Origin of the sequence: Burkholderia sp. KJ006, from assembly GCF_000262695.1 — a bacterium.
Lineage (GTDB): Bacteria > Pseudomonadota > Gammaproteobacteria > Burkholderiales > Burkholderiaceae > Burkholderia > Burkholderia vietnamiensis.
The window spans coordinates 1,130,529-1,153,657 of the sequence record NC_017920.1 but is presented as its reverse complement, the minus strand read 5'-3'; the positions used below and the strand labels follow the sequence as shown (position 1 = coordinate 1,153,657).

General features: G+C 67.9%; 17 protein-coding genes. 4 read left to right on the top strand and 13 right to left on the bottom strand.

Annotated features, from left to right (window positions below; all coding sequences use genetic code 11):
• The first annotated feature begins 3 nt into the window (after nt 1–3).
• The gene (locus MYA_RS05315) at nt 4–3,312 is read left to right on the top strand and encodes an efflux RND transporter permease subunit (RefSeq protein ID WP_014722763.1); all 3,309 of its coding nucleotides are present in this window, start codon (nt 4–6) and stop codon (nt 3,310–3,312) included.
• A 325-nt stretch (nt 3,313–3,637) separates the two neighbouring features.
• On the opposite strand, the gene MYA_RS05310 is transcribed toward MYA_RS05315, so the two are convergent.
• The gene (locus MYA_RS05310; RefSeq protein ID WP_041493802.1) at nt 3,638–5,161 is read right to left on the bottom strand and encodes an NYN domain-containing protein; all 1,524 of its coding nucleotides are present in this window, start codon (nt 5,159–5,161) and stop codon (nt 3,638–3,640) included.
• 263 nt (nt 5,162–5,424) lie between these two features.
• On the opposite strand from MYA_RS05310, the gene MYA_RS05305 reads away from it, so the two are divergent.
• Nucleotides 5,425–6,054 carry an SDR family oxidoreductase gene (locus MYA_RS05305; protein WP_014722761.1) on the top strand — a complete coding sequence of 210 codons (630 nt, stop codon included), beginning with the start codon at nt 5,425–5,427 and terminating at the stop codon, nt 6,052–6,054.
• 204 nt (nt 6,055–6,258) lie between these two features.
• Here the strand turns inward: MYA_RS05305 and MYA_RS05300 are convergent, their stop codons facing one another.
• On the bottom strand, nt 6,259–6,810 hold the full coding sequence (locus MYA_RS05300; RefSeq protein ID WP_011884041.1) for a peroxiredoxin: 552 nt from the start codon (nt 6,808–6,810) through the stop codon (nt 6,259–6,261).
• A 279-nt stretch (nt 6,811–7,089) separates the two neighbouring features.
• On the opposite strand from MYA_RS05300, the gene cdpA reads away from it, so the two are divergent.
• Both cdpA and MYA_RS05290 read left to right on the top strand, forming a co-directional pair.
• On the top strand, nt 7,090–8,829 hold the full coding sequence (gene cdpA, locus MYA_RS05295; protein ID WP_196480377.1) for a cyclic di-GMP phosphodiesterase CdpA: 1,740 nt from the start codon (nt 7,090–7,092) through the stop codon (nt 8,827–8,829).
• 29 nt (nt 8,830–8,858) lie between these two features.
• On the top strand, nt 8,859–10,391 hold the full coding sequence (locus tag MYA_RS05290; RefSeq protein WP_011884038.1) for an HDOD domain-containing protein: 1,533 nt from the start codon (nt 8,859–8,861) through the stop codon (nt 10,389–10,391).
• Between the two features lie 87 nt (nt 10,392–10,478).
• On the opposite strand, the gene MYA_RS05285 is transcribed toward MYA_RS05290, so the two are convergent.
• From MYA_RS05285 to MYA_RS05235, 11 genes are all read right to left on the bottom strand, one after another.
• Nucleotides 10,479–11,273: an ABC transporter substrate-binding protein gene (locus MYA_RS05285; protein WP_041493801.1), complete on the bottom strand. Its 795-nt coding sequence runs from the start codon at nt 11,271–11,273 to the stop codon at nt 10,479–10,481.
• Nucleotides 11,274–11,542: 269 nt separating this feature from the next.
• Nucleotides 11,543–12,604, bottom strand: coding sequence for a succinylglutamate desuccinylase (gene astE / locus MYA_RS05280; protein WP_014722758.1), 1,062 nt, complete (start codon nt 12,602–12,604; stop codon nt 11,543–11,545).
• Between the two features lie 7 nt (nt 12,605–12,611).
• A complete protein-coding gene (gene astB, locus MYA_RS05275) occupies nt 12,612–13,952 on the bottom strand; it encodes an N-succinylarginine dihydrolase (RefSeq protein ID WP_014722757.1) in 1,341 nt (446 codons plus the stop codon).
• 14 nt (nt 13,953–13,966) lie between these two features.
• Nucleotides 13,967–15,430, bottom strand: a complete 1,464-nt coding sequence (gene astD, locus MYA_RS05270) for a succinylglutamate-semialdehyde dehydrogenase (RefSeq protein ID WP_014722756.1) — start codon at nt 15,428–15,430, stop codon at nt 13,967–13,969.
• A 7-nt stretch (nt 15,431–15,437) separates the two neighbouring features.
• Entirely contained in the window at nt 15,438–16,469 is a 1,032-nt protein-coding gene (gene astA, locus MYA_RS05265; protein ID WP_011884025.1) for an arginine N-succinyltransferase, read from the bottom strand.
• Nucleotides 16,466–17,542, bottom strand: a complete 1,077-nt coding sequence (gene aruF, locus MYA_RS05260) for an arginine/ornithine succinyltransferase subunit alpha (protein WP_014722755.1) — start codon at nt 17,540–17,542, stop codon at nt 16,466–16,468. The genes astA and aruF overlap by 4 nt, the downstream gene beginning before the upstream one ends.
• 30 nt (nt 17,543–17,572) lie before the next feature.
• On the bottom strand, nt 17,573–18,805 hold the full coding sequence (locus MYA_RS05255; protein WP_011884023.1) for an aspartate aminotransferase family protein: 1,233 nt from the start codon (nt 18,803–18,805) through the stop codon (nt 17,573–17,575).
• Between the two features lie 883 nt (nt 18,806–19,688).
• Nucleotides 19,689–20,729, bottom strand: a complete 1,041-nt coding sequence (locus MYA_RS05250) for a GlxA family transcriptional regulator (RefSeq protein ID WP_011884021.1) — start codon at nt 20,727–20,729, stop codon at nt 19,689–19,691.
• Between the two features lie 20 nt (nt 20,730–20,749).
• A complete protein-coding gene (locus tag MYA_RS05245; protein ID WP_041493799.1) occupies nt 20,750–21,550 on the bottom strand; it encodes an ABC transporter ATP-binding protein in 801 nt (266 codons plus the stop codon).
• A gap of 21 nt (nt 21,551–21,571) precedes the next feature.
• Nucleotides 21,572–22,285, bottom strand: coding sequence for an ABC transporter permease (locus MYA_RS05240; RefSeq protein ID WP_011884019.1), 714 nt, complete (start codon nt 22,283–22,285; stop codon nt 21,572–21,574).
• On the bottom strand, nt 22,282–22,971 hold the full coding sequence (locus MYA_RS05235; RefSeq protein WP_011884017.1) for an ABC transporter permease: 690 nt from the start codon (nt 22,969–22,971) through the stop codon (nt 22,282–22,284). Before MYA_RS05235 ends, MYA_RS05240 begins: the two co-directional genes overlap by 4 nt.
• Between the last annotated feature and the right edge of the window lie 158 nt (nt 22,972–23,129).

Here is a 23,129-nt window from a genome sequence, read left to right as displayed (position 1 = left end):
GCGATGAACCTGTCGCGCCCGTTCATCACCCGCCCCGTCGCGACGACGCTGCTCGCGCTCGGCGTCGCGCTCGCGGGGCTGTTCGCGTTCATCCGGCTGCCGGTGTCGCCGCTGCCGCAGGTCGACTTCCCGACCATCCTGGTGCAGGCGTCGCTGCCGGGCGCGAGCCCCGAAACCGTCGCGACCAGCGTGACGAGCCCGCTCGAGCGGCATCTCGGCTCGATCGCCGACGTCAGCGAGATGACCTCGACCAGCACCGTCGGCAACGCGCGGATCGTGCTGCAGTTCGGGCTGAACCGCGACATCGACGGCGCCGCGCGCGACGTGCAGGCCGCGATCAATGCGGCGCGCGCCGATCTGCCCACGTCGCTCAAGAGCAATCCGACCTACCGCAAGGTCAACCCGGCCGATTCGCCGATCATGGTCGTGGCGCTGACGTCGGAGACGTCGTCGCCGGCGAAGCTGTACGACGCCGCCTCGACGGTGCTGCAGCAGTCGCTGTCGCAGATCGACGGGGTCGGCCAGGTGGCGATCAGCGGCTCCGCGAATCCGGCCGTGCGCGTCGAGCTCGAGCCGCAGGCGCTGTTCCACTACGGGATCGGCCTCGAGGACGTGCGGGCCGCGCTGGCGTCCGCGAACGCGAACAGCCCGAAGGGCGCGATCGAGTTCGGCCCGACGCACTACCAGCTCTATACCAACGACCAGGCGTCGCGCGCGTCGCAGTACAGCGACCTGGTGGTCGCGTACCGCAACGGCGCGGCCGTGCAGCTGTCCGACCTGTCCGACGTCGTCGATTCGGTCGAGGATTTGCGCAACCTCGGGCTGTCGAACGGCAAGCGCGCGGTGCTCGTGATTCTGTACCGCTCGCCCGGCGCGAACATCATCGAGACGATCGACCGCGTGAACGCGGCGCTGCCGCAGCTCACCGCGTCGCTGCCGGCCGACATCACGGTCACGCCGGTGCTCGACCGTTCGACCACGATCCGCGCGTCGCTGAAGGACACCGAGCGCACGCTGCTGATCGCGATCAGCCTGGTCGTGATGGTCGTGTTCCTGTTCCTGCGCAACTGGCGCGCGACGCTGATTCCGAGCGTCGCGGTGCCGATCTCGATCGTCGGCACGTTCGGCGCGATGTACCTGCTCGGCTTCTCGATCGACAACCTGTCGCTGATGGCGCTGATCGTCGCGACCGGCTTCGTCGTCGACGACGCGATCGTCGTGCTCGAGAACATCACGCGCCACATCGAGAACGGCAAGCCGCGCTTGCAGGCGGCGTTCGACGGCGCGCGCGAGGTCGGCTTCACGGTGCTGTCGATGAGCCTGTCGCTGGTCGCGGTGTTCCTGCCGATCCTGCTGATGGGCGGCATCGTCGGGCGGCTGTTCCGCGAATTCGCGCTGACGCTATCGCTCGCGATCGGCGTGTCGCTCGCGGTGTCGCTCACCGTCACGCCGATGATGTGCGCGCGGCTGCTGCGCGAAGCGCACGACGTGCACGAGGAAGGCCGCATCGGCCGGTTCCTCGAGCGCTGCTTTGCGCGGATGCAGCGCGGCTACGAGCGCACGCTGTCGTGGGCGCTGCGCCGCCCGCTGCTGGTGCTGCTGATCCTGTTCGCGACGGTCGGGCTGAACGTGTATCTGTACATCGTCGTGCCGAAGGGCTTCTTCCCGCAGCAGGACACCGGGCTGATGATCGGCGGCATCCAGGCCGACCAGTCGACGTCGTTCCAGGCGATGAAGCTGAAATTCTCGGAGATGATGCGCATCGTGCGGGGCAACCCGAACGTGAAGAGCGTCGCGGGCTTCACCGGCGGCTCGCAGACCAATTCGGGCTTCATGTTCGTCACGCTGAAGGACCGCACGGAGCGCAAGCTGTCGGCCGATCAGGTGATCCAGCAACTGCGTCAGCCGCTGTCGCAGGTCGCGGGCGCGCGCACGTTCCTGCAGGCCGCGCAGGACATTCGCGTGGGCGGCCGGCAGAGCAACGCGCAGTACCAGTTCACGCTGCTCGGCGATTCGAGCGCCGAGCTGTACAAATGGGGGCCGCTGCTGACCGAAGCGCTGCAAAAGCGCCCCGAGCTCACCGACGTGAACTCCGATCAGCAGCAAGGCGGCCTCGAGGCGATGGTGACGATCGACCGGGCGACGGCCGCGCGGCTCGGCATCAAGCCCTCGCAGATCGACAACACGCTGTACGACGCCTTCGGCCAGCGCCAGGTGTCGACGATCTACAACCCGCTGAACCAGTACCACGTCGTGATGGAAGTGGCGCCGAAGTACTGGCAGAGCCCGGAGATGCTCAAGCAGGTGTGGATCAGCACGTCGGGCGGCAGCGCCAACGGTTCGCAGACGACCAACGCGACGGCCGGCACCTTCGTCGCGACGGCGGCCGGCACGTCGAGCGCCGGCACGGCCGCGACCAGCGCCGCCGCGATCGCGGCCGATTCGGCGCGCAACCTGGCGCTGAACGCGATCGCGTCGAGCGGCAAGTCGAGCGCGTCGTCGGGCGCCGCGGTGTCGACGTCCAAGTCGACGATGATCCCGCTGTCGGCGATCGCGACGTTCGGCCCGAGCACGACGCCGCTGTCGGTCAACCATCAGGGCCTGTTCGTCGCGACGACGATTTCGTTCAACCTGCCGCCCGGCGTGTCGCTGTCGCAGGCGACCCAGGCGATCTACGAGACGATGGCGCAGATCGGCGTGCCGCCGACGATCGTCGGCAGCTTCCAGGGCACCGCGCAGGCATTCCAGCAATCGACGAACAACCAGCCGATCCTGATCCTCGCGGCGCTGCTGGCCGTCTACATCGTGCTCGGCGTGCTGTACGAGAGCTACATCCATCCGATCACGATCCTGTCGACGCTGCCGTCGGCCGGCGTCGGCGCGCTGCTCGCGCTGCTGCTGTGCAAGACCGAGTTCAGCATCATCGCGCTGATCGGCGTGATCCTGCTGATCGGCATCGTGAAGAAGAACGCGATCATGATGGTCGACTTCGCGATCGACCAGACCCGCCACGCCCACAAGTCGTCGTTCGACGCGATCCACGAGGCGTGCCTGCTGCGCTTCCGGCCGATCATGATGACGACGATGGCGGCGCTGCTCGGCGCGCTGCCGCTCGCGTTCGGTCACGGCGACGGCGCCGAGCTGCGCGCGCCGCTCGGGATCGCGATCGCCGGCGGGCTGATCATGTCGCAGGTGCTGACGCTCTATACGACGCCGGTCGTGTATCTGTACATGGACCGACTGCGCGTGTGGAGTGAGAAGCGGCGCGGACGGCGCGGCGATACGGGTGGGCCGGCGGTGGCTGGGGAGTGAGGGGTGTGGGTGGTTGGCTCAGGTGATCGCCGTAAGCCGTCCGCGAAAGGCGTCGTGATCGACGGGGCGATGCAGGTGGGCTGACCGTGGCCGGCGAATGAGCCGTGCAAGCGGTCGGCTCCGGTGATCGCCGCGGGCCATCCACGAAAGGCGTCGTGATCGACGTGGCGATGCAGGCGCGCTGACCGTGGCCGGCGAGTGAGCGGCGCAAGCGACCTGCGCAGACCATCGGCGTAGGTGGTCCGCGCGGGGCAACGGTGCGGGAAAACGGCGGCACCGGCACCGACGTTCCCCCGTCGAACTGCCGCACCGCCGCTATGCCCCGTTATTCGCTCGCAGCGGCCGTCTTGCGCGAGCGACGTGCGCGCGGCGCCGTCTTGCGGGCCGGTTTCTTCGGCTTCGCTTCGCTCGATGCTTCACCCGTCGCCTCGGCAGCCGCTTCGGCAACCGGTGCGGCCGCTGACGGTTCACGCGGCGTCGCGCCGCTCGCCGGCGCAACGGGCTCACCCGATGCCTGCGCTACGCGCCGGTCGTCGTCGTGCGCGGCGCGCGCGTGCTGGCGGTCGGCATGTCGGGTATCCGCATGCTCGGGGTTCGCGTGCTGGTCTCGGCCATGCCTGTCGCCGTCGTGCGTCGCGTCGTCGGGCTTCGCTTCGCCATGGCGGGCAGCGCCCTTCGCATCGCCGCCCTTCGCAACACCGCCCTTCTTCGCGCCGGCCTTCTTCGCGGCGCTCTTGCGTGTGCGCTTGCGACCTTCCTTCGCGTCGCCATGCGTATCCACCGCCTCCACCGCTTCGCCGGACGCCGTGCTTTCGGCCGCATCAGCCGCCTCCGCCGCGACGATCGCCGCTTCGTCGACGAACTCGACGGCGGCTGCATCGTCCGCATCCGCGTGCGTGCTCTCCAGCACCCCCGCATGAGCGCCGTGCCCGCGACGGCGCGGCTCGCGCGCGGTCGGTGCAGCGTCGCGCCCGCCGTGACCATGGTGCCCGCCCGCCTCGCGCGTGGCCGCCGGCTCCGCCGCAACGGGATGCCGCGGCCGCGACACGAACGCGCCGGACTTGTCGTCGCGCCCCACTTCGAGCAGGCCGCGCGCCTGCGCTTCGTCGAGCAGGTTGCCGAACGCGCGGAAGCCGTAGTACGACTCGTTGAAGTCGGGCTTGCGGCGCTTGATCGCGCTCTTGAGCACCGACGCCCAGATCTTGCCGACGTCGTCGCGCTCCGACGCGAGCGCATCGAACGTCTCGACCGCGAGCGCGATCGCCTCGCTGCGCCGCGCTTCCAGCTCCGGCTTGCGCGACGGCTCGTCCGCGCGCTTCGCGCCGCCGCTGCCGGTACGCTGCTGCTCGCGCTTGGCGAGCGCACGCTGCTGCTCGCGCACCAGGTCGTCGTAGAAAATGAATTCGTCGCAGTTCGCGACGAGCAGGTCCGACGTCGACTTCTTCACGCCGACGCCGATCACCTTCTTCGCGTTCTCGCGCAGCTTCGACACCAGCGGCGAAAAATCCGAGTCGCCGCTGATGATGACGAACGTATCGACGTGCGACTTGGTGTAGCAGAGGTCGAGCGCATCGACGACGAGCCGGATGTCGGCCGAATTCTTGCCCGACTGGCGCACGTGCGGGATCTCGATCAGCTCGAAGCTCGCCTCGTGCATCGACGCCTTGAAGCCCTTGTAGCGCTCCCAGTCGCAATAAGCCTTCTTCACGACGATGCTGCCCTTGAGCAGCAAGCGCTCGAGCACGGGCTTGATGTCGAATTTCTCGTACTTCGCGTCGCGCACGCCCAGTGCGACGTTCTCGAAGTCGCAGAACACGGCCATGCTGATGTTGTCCAGGGGTAATGCCATGTGTACTCCAACCGGTTGGCCGCCGCGTTGTACTGCATGGCGGCGAAAAATGCATCGCGCACATGATAGCCGGTCGGCGGCCCGATTCCGCCATTCGCGCGTGCAGCCGCATCGAGCGGCGCGCTGCCGCGGCGGCTCGCCGGCGCGCGGCCAGCGGTACAGCCCCAATTACACGCGCGCCGCCTGCGCAATTCGACATACACTTGAGTAACGGTCGTCCGTCCCTATCTGGAAGGATGACGCATCGAGCAAGGAGCGGTTTCATGACGACGAAGGTACTGCTGATTGGCGCCACCGGCCGCACGGGCCAGGCCTGCGCGGATCTGCTGCTCAAGCAGCCGGAATTCGAGGTGACGGCGCTGGTGCGCCGGCACGGCTATGCGCTGCCGGGCGCGAAGGTCGTCGAGGCCGACCTGACGGGCGATTTCTCGCACGCGTTCCAGGGCATCACGCACGTGATCTACGCGGCCGGCTCGGCCGAAGCGGAAGGCCCGGCCGAAGAGGAGCAGGTCGATCGCGACGCGGTCGCGCGCGCCGCCGACTATGCGCTCGCCTGCAACGTGCAGAAGCTGGTGGTGATCAGCTCGCTGACCGCGTACTGGCCCGAGCGCAGCAGCGACGCCCTGCGCCATTACTCGCAGATGAAGCACGAGGGCGACGAGCGCGTGATCGCGTCGGGCATCGACTACGTGATCCTGCGCCCCGGCCCGCTCGCCGACGGCCCGGGCGTCGGCAAGATCGCGCTGGCCGAGGAGCCGCTCGACTCGCCGCCGCCCGTGTCGCGCCAGGACGTCGCCTGGGCCGCGATCGAAGCGATCAAGCTCGGCATTTCCCGCAAGGTGATCGGTTTCGTCGGCGGCAGCGTGCCGATCGAGCAGGCGCTGCGCGCGTAACGCGCGCCGTGGCCGTGACCGGGTGCGGGCGGGCGCGCAGCCCGTCGCACCGGCGCCATGCGTCGTGGCCGGGTTTCGCATTGCATCGCGCGTTTCGCGCCGCCCGGACACGCGATTTCCTTCAACAGGCGCTCGCGCTCGCGTGCGGCCGCGACGTCGATTACCGCCGGCCCGCCGCGCCGCCGCACACCTTCGGCGCGATGCCTACTGCTTCGGATGAGCGTCGGCCCACGCCTTCACCGCCGCGAGCGTATTCTCGACGTGCTTGTCCGGCGACAGGCTCGTGTACTCGTAGAGCACCTTCCCTTCCGGCGAAATCACGTACGACACGCGGTTGGCGCGATCGAGCGCGGGCAGCTTCGCGTCGTATTCGCGGATGATCTTCGCGTCCGGATCGGCCGCGACCGGGAATTTGCTGCGGCACTCGCTCACCGAGAACTTCGTCAGCGTGTCGATGTTGTCCGCCGACACGCCGATCACCGTCGCGCCGTAAGCCTTGTAACGATCGACCGCGTCCGCGAACGCGTGCGCCTCGATCGTGCAGCCCTTCGTGAACGCGGCCGGGTAGAAATACAGCACCACCGGCCCGCGCTTGAGCGCATCGGCCAGCGTGTACGTGTACGTCTTGCCGCCCAGCGACGCCTGCGTCGTGAAATCCGGCGCCCGTTGGCCCGGTTTCAATTGTGCGTGCGCAACCAGCGCATGGCCGGCCACCAGCGCCGCTGCCGCGGCGCCCACCAATAGTTTTCGCTTCATCTGCGTCCTCATTTCTTATAAAGTCGGCCTCGATGCAGGCCATGCCGGCGTTCGCCTGCCGAACACCGGAGGTACGACCCGGCGCGGCACGTAGTCTCAGCCCCGGCCGGACGGTTAAAGATTTCGCGCAGGCTGCCGTTATTCCTTCCGGACAACCGGTTCCAGCCCTTCACGTCAGCGAGACACATGGAAGCCAACAGGAAACAGACGCCACTCAAGGGCTCCTGGCGCAACGCCTTGCATACGCTGCGCCGCTTTGCCTGGTCGGGCGGCGCGCTGATGCCTGCGCGCGCCGGCACGCCGCGGCGCGACGATACCGTGCGCGACTGGCTGGAACAGACGGTGGGCACGGTCGATTTCCTGGCGCACGTCGATCGCGAATTGCGCTTCCTGTACGTGTCCGACGCCAGCCTGCGCTTCATCGGCTATCACCGCGACTACCTGCACACGCTGACGCTGCGCGACCTGATCGCCGAACAGGATACCCCGGCGCTCGAAGCGCTGCTCGCCCGCGCCGCGCGCTCGGGCCAGGTCGAGAAGACGACGCTGTGCATCGTCAAGTCGCTCACCTACCCGCTCGACGTCGAGATCCGGGCGTTCAAGAGCCGCCACCACGGCGTCGACGGCTTCGCGATCGCCGCGTTCGACGTATCGGCGTGGCGCGCGCTGGAGGCGCGTCTCACCTACGAGATGCACCACGACCCGATGACGGGGCTCGACAACCTGTCCTCGCTCGTGCCGGCGCTGATGCGCGCGCAGCAGGCCGCCGACGAGTCGGGCACCTGCGCGGCGCTGCTGCTGCTCGACCTCGACGACTACCAGCGCATCAACCGCGCGCTCGGCTACGATGCCGGCGACGTGCTGCTGCGCGAGACGGCGAAGCGGCTGCAGGCGCTGATGTCGCCGGACGAACAGCTCGCACGCGTGGCGAGCGACAAGTTCGCGGTGGTGCTGACCGCCCCCGACCGCGCCCGCGCGAGCAGCGCCGCCGACGCGCTCGCGCGCCGGCTGCAGGCCGCGGTGCGCGAGCCGTACGTGCATCAGGGGCAGACGGTCCACCTGTCCGCGAGCATCGGCATCGCGCTGTACCCGGACGAACGCACGGCATCGCACCGCGCGCAGCATCACAGCCCGCTGCTGCGCCGTGCCGATCACGCGCTGTCGCAGGCGAAGGCGTCGGGCGGCAATGCGCTGTCGTTCCACGCGCCGGTCGACGATCCGGCCGACGCCGAGCGGCTCAAGCTCGAAGCCGACCTGTACGACGGCGTGCGCAACGGCGAATTCTCGCTGCACTTCCAGCCGATCACGCGCAGCCAGTCGGGCGCGGTGGTCGGCGTCGAGGCGCTGATCCGCTGGCGCCATCCGCTGCACGGCCTCGTGCCGCCGGTGACCTTCATTCCGCTCGCCGAATCCATCGGCCTGATCAACTATCTCGGCAACTGGGTGCTCAAGGCCGCGTGCATGCAGCTCGTCGCATGGGACCGCCAGGGGCTCCCGCTGCAGTACGTGGCGGTCAACGTGTCGCCGCAGCAGTTCCGCGACCCGCGCTTCACGCAGAGCGTGCGCGAGGCGATCGCGCTGACGGGCATCGACCCGCGGCGCATCGTGCTCGAGATCACCGAGAGCCTGCTGATGCACGACCCCGCGCAGGCCAAGGGCCTGCTCGAGGAGCTGACCGAACTGGGCATCCGCTTCGCGATCGACGATTTCGGCACCGGCTACTCGAGCCTCGCGTACCTGCAACGCTTCCCGCTCGCGAAGCTGAAGATCGACCGCAGCTTCGTCGAGAACCTGCTGACCTCGCGCAACGACCGCGCGATCGTATCGGCCGTGGTCGGCCTCGCGCAGACGCTCGATCTGGAGCTCGTCGCCGAAGGCGTCGAGACCGAGGCGCAGCGCGAGCTGCTGACCGAGATGGGCTGCAACCATATCCAGGGCTGGCTCGTGTGCCAGGCGCTGCCGTCCGAGGAACTCGCACGGCGCTTCGAGGCGCAGCAACTGCGCCTTCACGCCGCCTGACGCGCACGCCGAACCGGACAGATTCCCGTATGTCACTCACCGCACACCTGCCCCGCACAGCGCTGCTCGACAAGCTGTGGGCCCGGATGAACGAACGCGGCGACTTCCCGCTGCTGTCGGAATCGCTGCGCACGACGATGGCCGCGATGAAGAACGACGAGCTCGACTTCACCGCGCTCGTGCGCGTCGTGCTGTCCGATTTCGCGCTCACGCAGAAAGTGCTGCGGCTCGCGAATTCCGCCATGTACATGGCCTTCGGCGGCAACATCACGACCGTCACCCGAGCGCTGATGGTGCTCGGCATGGACACCGTCGGCCATCTGGTCGTCGGGCTGAAGCTGGTCGACCATTTCCACCAGAGCACGCCGCGTCGCATCGACGCGAAGCTCGAGCTGAACCGCGCGCTGCTGTCCGGCTGCGTCGCGCGCAAGCTGACCGAGCATGCGGAGCTGCGCGGCGGCGAGGAAGCCGTCGTCTGCACGCTGATGCGCCAGGTCGGCAAGCTGCTGGTGGTCTGCTATCTCGACAGCGAATGGGACCGGATTCGGCGCCGCGCGGCCGAGCTGGACGGTGACGACGAGCGCGCCTGCGTCGACGTGCTGGGCGTCAGCTTCGAAGCGATCGGCCTCGAGGCGGCGGCCAGCTGGCGGCTGCCCGACGTGATCCGCGCCGGGATGGCCAATGGCGACGACGACGTCGAGCCCGACGAGATGGACGACGACGCCGACGACCTCGACGACGAGCGCCGGTTCGCGCCGGACACGCGCGCCGACGAAGGCGAGGAGCGCGTGCGCTGGCTGCGCGCGGTGAGCCGCTGCTCGACCGACGTCGCCAGCGCGCTCACCACGCCCGCCGGCCCGCAGCGCGACGCGCACATCGCCGCGCTCGCGCAGCGCTACGGCGCGGCGCTCGACATCGAAGCCGACGCGCTGGTCGAAATCGCCGACCGGCTCGCACGCGAGGAAGCGAGCGACACCGTGATGCGCGAGATCGTCGAGCTGCGCGCGAATGCCGACGCGATCGCCCGCGCGCAAGGCCAGCCCAAGGCATGCATCGAAGCCGGCCTCGCGGACCTGCGCGCGCTGCCGTCCGAACACGTGCTCACGCCGGTGCTCGCGCTCGCGTCGGAAAGCCTGCTCGCGGGCCTCGCGTTCACGCGCACGGTGATGTTCGTGCGCCGCGACGACGGCATCTTCGCCGCGCGCCTCGGCTTCGGCCCGGGCGTCGATGCGGCGCTCGACCGGCTGCAGTTCACCGAGCGCTTCGAGCCCGACGTCTTCCATCTGGCGATCACGAACTCGGTCGGCATCTTCATCGAACAGGCGCAGGACCCGAAGATGGCGAAGCGCCTGCCCGCGTGGTACGTCGACGCGCTGCCCGATGCGCGCGCCTTCGTGCTGCTGCCGGTGCGCGTCGGCACGACGAGCGTCGCGCTGCTGTACGGCGACTGGGCCGGCGCGCAGACCGCGCGCAAGATCACGCAGCAGGAGATGAGCGTGCTCAACGAACTCGCGCGCGAGCTCGCGCGGTTCTTTCCCACGCAGCCCACACCGGCGACGTGACGCGGGCACGGCGCCCGCAACGCGCCGCGCCCAAAAGCAAGCCGGCCGCGAACGCGGCCGGCTGCATCGTGCGACGGATCGAAACGCTTACTTGAGCGTCACCGGCACGCTGAAGTATTTCTTCGCGAGCGTGTCGATCGTGCCGTCGGCCTTCAGCTCCTTGAGCGCCTGATCGAGCGCGGTCTTCAGCGCCGCGTCGTTCTTGCGCAGGCCGAAGCCGACGCCCGAGCCGAGAATCTCGGCATCGCTGACGGTGCCGCCCGCGAATGCGAAGCCCTGGCCTTGCGGCTTCGACAGGAAGCCCTTCGCGCCCGCTTCCGAATCCTGGAACGTCGCGTCGAGACGGCCCGACTTCAGGTCGGCGTACGCGAGGTCCTGGGTCTGGTACGGCACGACTTCGACGCCGGCCGGCGCCCACTTCTTCTTCGCGTAGGCTTCCTGGATCGTGCCTTGCAGCACGCCGACGCGCTTGCCCTTCAGCGCTTGCGCCGTCGGCAGCAGGCCGCTGCCCTGCTTCGCGATCAGCTGGTTCGGGATCGTGTAGATCGGATCGGTGAACGCGACCGCGTGCTTGCGCTGCTCGGTGATCGTCATGTCCGAGTTGATCGCGTCGAACTTGCGCGCCTGCAGCGCCGGAATCAGCCCGTCGAAGTCGTTCTCGACCCACACGCACTTGGTTTTCAGCTTCGCGCACACCGCGTTGCCGATGTCGATGTCGAAGCCGGTCAGCTTGCCGTCGGGCGTCTTGTATTCGAACGGCGCATACGAGGCCTCGACGCCGAACCGGATCTCCTTCAGATCCGCGGCCATCGCGCTGCCTGCCGCCACGACCGATGCTGCCACGACCGCGTGCGCGGCCAACTTACGCCAAACCAACTTCATCAGGTGTTCTCCTCGATACTCGAATGTTCCGGAACCACGGCGCATGCATCATGGCAGCGCCGGACCACTACCACCATCCCGATGCCGCGCGTTGATGCGGCGCAACAGCCGCAAGGCCGCGATTGTACCAATCCGCGCCGCCCGCGACGGCAAAGCGGCGGCGGCCGCGCGGTGCTGCCGCCGCCGGCGCGCGTGCGGCGCGCGGCGCCGGCGAACGCGCAAGACGATGTCGCTGTCGCGCAAGCGCGACACGCGGACGCCGCCGTCGGTCACACGAGCGCGGCGAGCGTGTCGCGCGTCGTGTCGACGACCAGCAGCCCCGCGCGCAAGCCCGGCTTCACCGACGGATTCGGAAACACGATGCGCTCCTCGTCGTGCCTGACCGTGTAGCGGTAATCGCCGTCCTGCGCGAGCACGGTGCCGCGCGCGAACGCGGTGAAGTTCGCGACGTCGGGCGCGACGAACAGCTCGAGCGCGTCGCTGCGCTTCGTGATCTGGTCGATCACGGTGAACACGCGCGGCAGCGGCGCGTCGCCGCGGGCAGCGCCGGCGTCACCCTTGTCACCCACATCGCCGGCCGCGCGCGACACGAGCTGGCGTACCGCGCGGTCGGCCGCCGCGAAGCGCGACAGGTCGTTCTGCCCGAACGGGCGCACCTTGCCGAGCTCGAGCGTGCATGCGAGCGCGCCGCATTGCTCGGCCGTGAAATGCGAATACGTATTGCCCTTCGCAGTATGCAGCAGCACGGCCGCGATGCGCGCGTCGCCGAGCCATTCGATCATCGCGCGGGTCGGCGGCGTACCGGTGTGCGGCAGCAGCGCGAACTGCTCGAACACCGATGCGCGGATCGCCGTATGCATGTCGATGTGCCAGCGCGTGCCGCCGGCCGGCGCGGCCGCGAAGAACGCGGCGGCCGCCGCTTCGAGCTGCTGCGCACGCGGCGCCTCGCGGCTCGCCGGCAGTTGTGCATGACGGCCGCCGAACAGGCGGTTCAGGTCGTCGTCGAGATAGCGCTTGCCCGCGCGCATCGCCGGCACGTTGCCGAGCACGACCAGCAGCCGGCAGCCGAGCGCGGCCCTGCCCGCCGCGAGATCGCGCACGAGCAGCGACAACAGCTCGATCGGCGCGGTCTCGTCGCCGTGCACACCGGCCGACACGAGCACGCTCGCGCGGGCCGCCGCGCCGGCCGCGGCCGGCTCGAGCGCGAGCAGGCCGTCGCCGAGCCAGCGCCAGCGCAGCGCGCCGCCCGCACACACGCCGTCGCGCTCGGCCGGCGTGCAGCCCGCGAGCGTGAACGCGAGGAAATCGTCGAGCAGCCCGGCAGCCGCCACGCGCGACTCAGCGCTGGAAGTCATACAGCGAGCCCACCCGCAGGATCTGCGTGAGTTCGTCGAGCGCCGTGCGCGATTCGTCGAGCAGCGCCGGATCGGCGAGGTCTTCCGGGGCGATACGGTCGCGATAGTGCGTGTCGATCCACGCGTCGAGCGACGCGAACAGCGTGTCGTTCATCCACACGTTCGACGTGACGGCCGCGCGCTCGGCCTCGGTCAGCACGACGCGCAGGCGCAGGCACGCCGGGCCGCCGCCGTTCTTCATGCTTTCGCGCAGGTCGAACACCAGCACGTCGCCAATCGGCCCGTTGGCCGCCGCGAGACGATCGAGATAGGCGGCCACGTTCGCGTTCTCGCGGCATTCCTGCGGCACGACGAGCACTTGCGAGCCGTCCGCGCGCGACAGCAGCTGGCTGTTGAACAGATACGACGTCACCGCGTCGTTCACGCTCACGGCCGCGTCGGGCACCTCGATCACGTTCAGCCGCGCGCCGCGCGCGGCGAGCGCGGCCGTCAGCGTGTCGTACACCGCCTGCTTGTTGACGAATGCACGCTCGTGCGTGAACAGCGTGTCGCGGTTGCCGACCGAAATCACGTCGTTGTGGAACACGCCCGCATCGATCACGTCCGGGTCCTGCTGCGCATAGACGGTCGCCGTTTCGTCGAGACCGTGGCGCTGCGCGACCGCGCGGCTCGCCTCGAACGTCTGCCGCGCCGGAAAGCGCTTCGGCTCCGGCCCGCGGCGATATTCGGCGCGGCCGTACACGAAGAACTCGACGCCCGGCTTGCCGTATGTCGCGCAAAAGCGCGTATGGTTCGCCGCGCCTTCGTCGCCGAGCGCCGGCGTGCCCGTCAGCGCGTCGTGCACCACGAAGCGCGCGGGATCGGCGAACAGCGTCGACAGCGTGCGGCGCGTCGCCTCGTGTTCGATCGCGCGATGCAGCTTGCTGCACAGGTTGGCCGGCGTGAAGTGGACGCGGCCGTCGGCGGTGTCGGCCGACGGGCTGACGGTCGCCGCGTTCGCGGTCCACATCGCCGACGCCGAGCTCGCCGCGGCGAGCAGCTCGGGCGCCTGCTTCGCGGCCTTCGCGATCACGTCGGCGTCCTTGCCGGAGAAGCCGAGCTCGCGCAACAGGCGCAACGACGGCCGCTCCTGCGGCGGCAGCACGCCTTGCGCGAAGCCGAGATCGGCGAGCTGCTTCATCTTGCGCAGCCCCTGCTTCGCGGCTGCCTTCGGGTTCGCGGCCGATTTTTCGTTGTTGAGCGACGCCACGTTGCCGAACGACAGCCCGGCGTAGTTGTGGGTCGGGCCGACGAGTCCGTCGAAATTGGCTTCTTGTGCGTTCATCGTCGTTCCCTCGTTCAGAAGTGCAGGCCCGGCGACAGGCTCGCGGGCAAGCTCAGTTGCGTGCTTTCGACCGATGCCATCGGATAGGCGCAATAGTCGGCCGCGTAATACGCGCTCGGCCGGTGGTTGCCCGAGCGGCCGGTGCCGCCGAACGGCGCGGCCGACGATGCGCCGTTGGTCGGCCGGTTCCAGTTGACGATCCCAGCGCGGATCGTGCGGCGGAACTGCTCCCATGCGTGCGCGTCGTCACTGAGCAGCCCGGCCGACAGGCCGAACGCCGTGTCGTTCGCGCGCTCGATCGCTTCGTCGAAGCGCGCGTAGCGCACGATTTGCGCGAGCGGGCCGAAGTGCTCCTCGTCGGGCAGGCGGGCGACGTCGGTCACGTCGATGATCGACGCGTTCACGAAGCCCAGGCGCGCATCGCGCTGCGTCATCTCGATGATCGGGCGGGCGCCCTGCTCGATCAGCCGCGCCTGCGCGTCGACCAGCTTCGCGGCCGCGCGCGCCGAGATCACCGCGCCCATGAACGGCTGCGGATCGGCGTCGAACACGTCGGCGGTGATTTTCGACGTAACGTCGACCAGGCGCGCGAGAAAGCGCTCGCCGTGCGCGCCCTGCGGCACGAAGATCCGCCGCGCGCAGGTGCAGCGCTGGCCGGCCGACAGGAACGCCGACTGGATCGTATGGTGCACGGCCGCGTCGATGTCCTCGACTGCGCCGATCACGAGCGGGTTGTTGCCGCCCATCTCGAGCGCCAGCACGATTTCCGGACGGCCGCCGAACTGCTTGTGCAGCAGCGTGCCGGTGTCCGAGCTGCCGGTGAAGAACAGGCCGTCGATCTGTCGATGGTTCGCCAGCGCGATGCCGGTGTCCTTCTCGCCCTGCACGAGGTTCAGCACGCCGGCCGGCAGCCCGGCTTCATGCCACACCTCGACCGTCGCGCGTGCCACGCCGGGCGCCAGCTCGGACGGCTTGAACACGACCGTGTTGCCCGCGATCAGCGCCGGCACGATGTGCCCGTTCGGCAAATGGCCGGGGAAGTTGTACGGGCCGAACACCGCGACGACGCCGTGCGGGCGATGGCGCAGCACCGCGACGCCGTCGGCCATGTCCTGGCGCTTCTCGCCGGTGCGTTCGTGGTAGGCCTGGATCGAGATGGCGACCTTCGCGGCCATCGCCGCGACCTCGGTGCGCGCTTCCCACAGCGGCTTGCCGGTCTCGCGGCCGATCGCGGCGGCGAGCGCTTCCTTGCGTTCGGTGAGCAGCGCCGCGAAGCGCTGGACGATCTCGCAGCGCGCGTCGAAGTCGAGCGCCGACCAGCCGGCGAAGGCGCGGCGCGCGCTCGCGACCGCACGCTCGACGTCGGCCGCCGACGCACTGGCGCCTTGCCAGGCGATCGCGTCGGTGCCGGGGTTGCGCGAGGCGAACACGGGGCCCGAGCCTGCGACCCAGGCGCCGTCGATGAAGAGTTCCGTCATGATTCGTTTATCCCTGTTTGGCTTTGAGCGGCAGCACGCGGACCGGATCGCCGGCCTTCACGTCGAGCGCGGCGGCATCGTCGGCCGACAGCACGAACGATCCGTTCGCGACCACGCCCGGCGCGACGCCGACGCGGAAGTCGTGCAGCGACGTATTCGAGACCAGCGAGCGGCTCGCGTCGCCGAGCGCATCGGGCACGCCGATCGCGGCCGGCACGACCACGCTCTCGCGCACGGTGCGCAGGTCGTTGATGTGGCATTCGAGCACCGGGCCGGCATCGAAGATGTCGACGTGGTTCTGATAGCGCAGCCCTTCTGCTTCGAGCATCTTGCGGGCCGGCAGCGTGTCGCGGTGCGTGAGGCCGACCGCGTCCTGCGCGTCCTGCGGCAGCAGGTCGACGTACACCGGGTAGCGCGGCATCAGTTCGGCGAGGAACGACTTGCGGCCGTGCGAGCTCAGGTAATCGGCCGCGTTGAAGTCGATCTGGTAGAAGTGCGAGCCGACGGCGCGCCAGAACGGCGACGTGCCGTCCTCGTCGAAGTGCCCGCGCAGCTCCGCGCAGATGCGTTCCGGAAAGCGCTCGCGGAACTGCGCGATGAACATGAAGCGCGAGCGCGACAGCAGGCCGCCGACGCCGCCCGTGCGATAGCGCGGGCTCAGGAACAGCGAGCACACTTCCGCGTAGCCGGTCAGGTCGTGCGAGATGTTCAGCGCGTGCATGCGCGTCCACACGCCGAGCTCCTGGCTCGCATGCACGACGGTGCTCACGCGATAGTTGTAGAACGGCTGCTCGAGGCCGACCTGCGACTCGATCCCGCAGACGCCCGCGATGTCGCCCGTCGTCGAATCTTCCATCACGAAGAAGTAGCCGGCTTCGCCCGGCGCGGCGCGGCCGTCGAGCGTGCGGCGCGAGCGTTCGATGCGCGCGGCGAGCGCGTCGCGGTCGGGCTTGAACGTGGTCAGGCCCGGCCCGGTTTCCTGCGCGAGCGACACGAGCGCGTCGACGTCGCCCGTTTGTACGACCCGAACGACGATCATGCTGCGTCTCCCTTCATGTCTTCATCGTCGCGGCGATGCAGCGGCACGCAGCGCACGACATCGCCATCCTTCACACCGAGCGCCGCGCGCACGTCGGCGGCGAGCGGCGCGTCCGCGCCATGTGCGCCGGCCGCATCGGCCGCTTCGGCGGGCAGATCGGCCAGCACGCAGCGGAACGCTTCGCCGCTGCCGCTCGACACCATGTACGCGACGTCGCCCTGCTGATGCGCGGCTTCGCGCACGGTGCGCTCGGCGGCGAACTTCACGCAGGCGGTGCGGTCGACGTGCGCGGTGAGCACCGGGCCCGCGTCGAAGATGTCGACGAAGCGGTCGGGTTCGAAGCCTTCCTCGAGGTGGATGTCGTACGCGAGCAGCGCCGATTCGTTCGGCTCGCCGAGTACGCGCTGCGCGGCTTCGGGCAGCAGCGGCACGTACAGCGGATAGGCCGGCATCACTTCCGCGATGAAGGTGCGGCTGCGGCCGCCCGATGCGATGTCGACGTCGGTGAAGTCGCGGCCGAAGAACTTGCGGCCCACCGCTTCCCAGAACGGCGATGCGCCCGTCGCGTCGCTCACGCCGAGCAGCAGCGTGAACACTTCGGGCGTGAAGCGGCGGCGGTTCGCGGCGATGTACATCATTCGCGCTCGCGAGATCAGGTGCGCGGCAGCGTCGCCGCGCAGCGACGGATCGACGTAGAAGCCGGCGAGCCGGCTCTTGCCGGTGAGCTCGTGCGACATCGTGAGCGCATGGATCTTGCGGTTCACGTGCAGCTCGCGCGACGCATGGATCAACGCGTCGTTGCGGAACGCGTAGAACGGTTCCGAGTAGCCGGCCGCGGCGACGATGCTCGCCGTGCCGAGCAGCTTGCCGGTCGATGAATCCTCGAGCACGAACAGGTAGAACTCTTCGCCGGCGAAGTCGACGTCCGCGCGAAACGAGTCTTCGGAGAGCGCCACGCGCGCTTCGAGCGCTGCGCGGTCGTGCGGCAGCGAGTGCAGGACCGGCTGCGCGGTGCGCGCCATCTGCGCGAGCGCATCGAGATCCGTGAGTTTGCCGGGGCGAACAAATAGCATCGTCGTTCCTGTCTGCGATGGGCGCGCCGCTCAGCGCGCGGTGGCTTCGTGGGCCGCGAGCACCTGCTCGACCGCCTTTTCGAAGCGCTTCACGCCTTCGTCGAGCAGGTCGAACGGGATCACCAGCGACGGCACGAAGCGCAGCACGTTCGGGCCGGCGATCAGCATGATGAGGCCGTTGTCGGCGGCCGCGTTGACGAAGTCCTTCGCGCGGCCGTCGAACGCCGCGGTCAGTTCCGCGCCGACCAGCAGGCCCTTGCCGCGGATGTCCTTGAAGATGCCGAAGCGTGCGTTGATGCGTTCCAGCGCGCCTTTCAGGCGCACGCTGCGTTCGCGCACGCCTTCGAGCAGCGCGGGCTCGGCGATCAGTTCGACGACCTTGTCGGCGATGGCCGACGCGAGCGGGTTGCCGCCGTAGGTGGTGCCGTGGACGCCGACCTTGAAGTGCGCGGCGAGTTCGTTGGTCGTCAGCATCGCGCCGATCGGGAAGCCGTTGCCGAGTGCTTTGGCGGTGGTGAGGATGTCGGGTGTGACGCCCGTATCCATGTACGCGTAGAAGTGGCCGGTGCGGCCGACGCCCGTTTGCACTTCGTCGAAGATCAGCAGTGCGTCGTTCGCATCGCAGGCGTCGCGCAGGGCTTTCAGGAAGGCCGGATCGGCCGGGATCACGCCGCCTTCGCCCTGCACCGGCTCGACGATCACCGCGCAGGTTTGCGGGCCGATCGCGGCCTTGGCGGCTTCGATGTCGTTGAACGGCAGGTGTTTGATGCCGGCCGGGACGGGGCCGAAGCCTTCGGAGTATTTCGGCTGGCCGCCGACGCTGACCGTGAATAGCGTGCGGCCGTGGAACGACTGGACGAACGAGACGATTTCATATTTGTCGGCGCCGTGGCGATCGAATGCGACGCGGCGGGCGAGCTTGAGTGCGGCTTCGTTGGCTTCGGCGCCCGAGTTCGCGAAGAATGCGCGGTCGGCGAAGGTCAGCGATTCGAGGCGTTTCGCGAGGCGCAGGACCGGTTCGTTCGTGTAGCCGTTGCCGATGTGCCAGAGCTTGCGGCCCTGTTCGTCGAGCACCTTCAGCAGTTCCGGATGGCCGTGGCCCAGCGACGTGACCGCGATGCCGCATGCGAAATCCACGTACTCGCGGCCGGCCGTGTCCCACACGCGCGAGCCCTCTGCACGGTCCGGCACGAACGGCGCGGGGGAGAATACTGGCACCATCACTTCGTCGAATGTCTGGCGGGTCACGGTCGAGGTCGTCATGGTCGTTCCTTTCGGGTTCGTAAGAGGGTTCAACAGGTTCAAGTTTAGGTAAGGGCTGCGCAAGCGTCTTGCGGAATTGCGACGGGTTCTATCGGAAGCGGTTTTGTCGGGCTGACTTGCTGGTGGCGCTGGCGTTGGCGTGAAATACCTGTGATCGTGTCGGTCTATTAGCGTCGCCCCTGCGCGGGGCGGCGGTTACTTTTCTTTGTCTTGCCAAAGAAAAGTAACCAAAAGAAAGGCGCTCAGATAACGCATGACCTCCCGGTGCCATGGCACCCGGAGTGGCCACCGCCTAAGTGTCCGCGCCAGACAGGAACCCGGAGTGGTTCGAGAAATAGTTCTGACATCACTCACCACACCACAGAGCGGTATACCGCCCGCCAGCTCCATCCTCGCTGCGCTCGGCTGCAAGGTACTTCAACCGCAAAATCTGCGCCACGTGCGCGAGCTGGCCATGAAATAAGTGCTCCAGATCAATTAGCCCTTCACGATTACAACCGGACGATTTTCTCCGTGCTGGCGCGATGGGGAACCATTGCGGATACACGGATCGCTCACCTTGAAACCGGGGAGTTGCCCGTCGTCCGAGCGAAGCGAGGACGGAGCTAGCGGGCGGTATACCGCTCTGTGGTGTGGTGAGTGATGTCAGAACTATTCTCGAACCACTCCGGCTTCGTTACTGGCGCGGACACTTAGGCGGTGGCCACTCCGGTGACCATGGCACCGGGAGGTCACGCGTTATCTGAGCGCCTTTCTTTTGGTTACTTTTCTTTGGCAAGACAAAGAAAAGTAACCGCCGCCCCGCGCAGGGGCGACGCTAATAGACCGACACGATCACAGGTATTTCACGCCAACGCCAAGTCGCACGACAAAACCGCGCTAGCTAATCCCCATGACGCTCGACCAACGCCCCAGCCCGCGGCTCACTCCCACCCCCGGTCTGCTTCTCGAGCCACGCCCGCCGATCCTCCCGCGGCGTCACCCCAAACCGTTCGCGATAAGCATTGGAAAAATGCGCAGCAGAAGAAAACCCACAGGCGAGACTGACCTGCACGACCGACTTGCTGGTCCGCTGCAACTGCGTACGCGCCTTGAGCAACCGAAGATTGAGGTAATACTTCGACGGCATCGCCCCAAGATACTGCCGAAACAACCGCTCGAGCTGCCGCCGCGACACGCCCACCAACCCGGCAATCTCGTCGGTCGTGAGCGGATCCTCGATATTGGCCTCCATCAGCAACAACGCATCGTTGAGCCGCGGATGCCGCTCGCCGGGCGCAGTAACGAACGGAATCCGCTGCCGCTCCTCGCCGCTGCGCAGCGTGCCGGCGCCCAGCGCATCGGCAATCCGCTCCGCCAGATCGGCCCCATGCTCACGGCCGATCATCGCCAGCATGAAATCGACCGTCGCCTGCCCGCCCGCACAGGTCGCCCGATCACGATCGATCTCGAAGATCTGCTGCGTGACGATCGAACGCTCGAACTGCTCGGCAAACTGCTGATACGTCTCCCAGTTCACACTCACGCGATACCCGGACAACTGCCCCGCCATCGCCAGCCACCACACGCCGTGGTGAATCCCGCTGACGACCGGCGTACGCTGCCCGACCCGCGCCAGGCTCGCGAGAAACAACCGATAGTCGGCGAACTGCTGAAACCGCTCCGATACGACGATCAGCCAGTCACACGCGATCGCATCGTTGAACGCCGCATCGGCATGCCAGTGCGCACCGCCGGCGAGCGGCACCGGCCGCCCGTCCCACGAACACACCTGCCACCGATACAACAGCCGCCCGTCGATCTCGTTCGCGAGATTCAACGCATCGACGATCGGCCCCACACCCGACATCGACACGGGCGGCAACGCGACGATCGCCACCTGCGTCGTGCGGGTGGCGCCTGCGGGACGAGACACCGGGACCACGATGAAAACCGCCCGTCGCGTTACTTGAGACTGCCCGACAGGAACTGCTTCAGACGCTCGCTCTGCGGACGCACCAGCACTTCCTTCGGATCGCCCTGCTCCTCGGTCCGCCCCTGATGCAGGAACATCACGTGGTTCGACACGTTGCGCGCAAAACCCATCTCGTGCGTGACGACGATCATCGTGCGACCCTCCTCGGCGAGCTTCTGCATCACCTTCAGCACCTCGCCGACGAGTTCCGGATCGAGCGCCGACGTCGGCTCGTCGAACAGCATCACGTCCGGATGCATCGCGAGCGCCCGCGCGATCGCGACGCGCTGCTGCTGGCCGCCCGACAGATGCGACGGATACTGCTTCTCGACGCGCGGCGGCAGACCAACCTTCTCCAGATACTCGCGCGCACGCTCCTCGGCCTCTTTCTTCGTGATGCCGAGCACATGCACCGGCGCTTCCATCACGTTCTCGAGCACGTTCATGTGCGCCCACAGATTGAAGTGCTGGAACACCATCGCCAGCTTCGTGCGGATCCGCTGCAACTGCTTGTGATCGGCAACTTCCAGCGCGCCGGCACGGTCGGTCTTGGTACGCACGATCTCGCCGTCGACGACGATCTGCCCCGCGTTCGGCCGCTCGAGAAAATTGATGCAGCGCAGGAACGTGCTCTTGCCCGAACCGCTCGCGCCGATGATGCTGATGACGTCGCCGGCCTTCGCGTTCAGCGACACGCCCTTGAGCACCTCGTTATCGCCATAGCGCTTGTGAATGTCGACCGCGGCAAGCTTGACGGAAGCGGACGCGCTCGTTTGAGTGATCTCGGCCAACTGGCTCTCCTCGAAGTGAAATCAATGACGTCCGGCCGCGAGATACGCGAGCCAGTGGCGCTCCGCCCGGCGAAATGCCGCGACGAGTGCGAACGATACCGCAAGATAGATCAGCGCGGCGAGGCCGAACGACTGGAACGCCATGTAGGTCGCGGAATTGGCGTCGCGCGCGACTTTCAGAATGTCCGGCACGGTCGCGGTGAACGCGACGGTGGTCGCGTGCAGCATCAGGATCACCTCGTTGCTGTACAGCGGCAGCGCACGCCGCAGCGCCGACGGTACGATCACGCGCCGGTACATCGTGAACGGCGACATCCCGTATGCGCGCGCAGCCTCGACCTCGCCGTGCGGAATCGCACGGATCGCACCGGCGAAGATCTCCGTCGTGTACGCACACGTGTTCAGCGCGAACGCAAGAATCGCGCAGTTGAAGCCGCTGCGGAAAAACGCGTCGAGCAGCGAATGCGAACGGACGAACTCGAGGCTGTACATGCCCGTGTACATCAGCAGCAACTGCACGTAGAGCGGCGTGCCGCGAAACACGTACGTGTAGAGGCGCACCGGCGTCGACACCCAGCGCTTCTTCGACACGCGCGCAACGGCGAGCGGCACCGCGCACACGAAGCCGAGCGAAATCGACGCGACCAGCAGCCACAACGTCACCGCGAGGCCGGACAGCCGCTGGCCGTCCCAGTAAAGAAACGCCTGGCCGAATTCCTGGAGAATCTCGATCATAGTTCTGCGTGCCGCACGCCCATGGAATAACGCTTCTCGAGCTGGATCAGCACGAGATTGGAAACGGTCGTGATCGCAAGATAGATCAGCGCCGCAACGAGAATGAAGAAGAACATGTTGAAGGTGCTCTTGCCGGCGTCCTGCGCGGCCTTCACGACGTCCGCGAGGCCGATGATCGACACCAGTGCGGTCGCCTTCACGAGCACCTGCCAGTTGTTGCCGATGCCCGGCAGTGCGAAGCGCATCATCTGCGGAAACATGATCCGCGCGAACACGCGCGCGCCGCTCATCCCGTAGGCCGCGCCCGCTTCGAGCTGGCCGCGCGGCACCGACAGGAACGCGCCGCGGAACGTCTCGGTGAAGTACGCACCGTAGATGAAGCCGAGCGTCAGCACGCCGGCGACGAACGGATCGATGTCGATCTGGTCCCAGCCCAGCAGGTCGGTGAACTGGTTCAGCCAGATCTGAATGCTGTAGAACAGCAGCAGCATCAGGACGAGATCGGGCACCGAGCGGATCAGCGTCGTATAGCCGGTCGCGATCGCTCGCAGCACCCGGTTGTGCGACAGCTTCGCCACCGCGCCGATCAGCCCCAGCGCCACCGCGGTGGCGAGCGACAGAACCGACAGCTCGATGGTCTGCACGGTGCCGGCCCACAGGACGGGACCAAAGCCGTAAAGGAACACGCGCGTCTCCAGTGTTGACAGGGTTACCGGCGCGCATACCTGTCCCACGCCGGGCTGACGCGGATAGTCGCAAGCGAAAATATTTGCCTCAAATCACCTCGTCCGCCATTGCTGCGTCGCAGCAAACGATGCGGCGATTTGAACGCGCGGGCTACGGC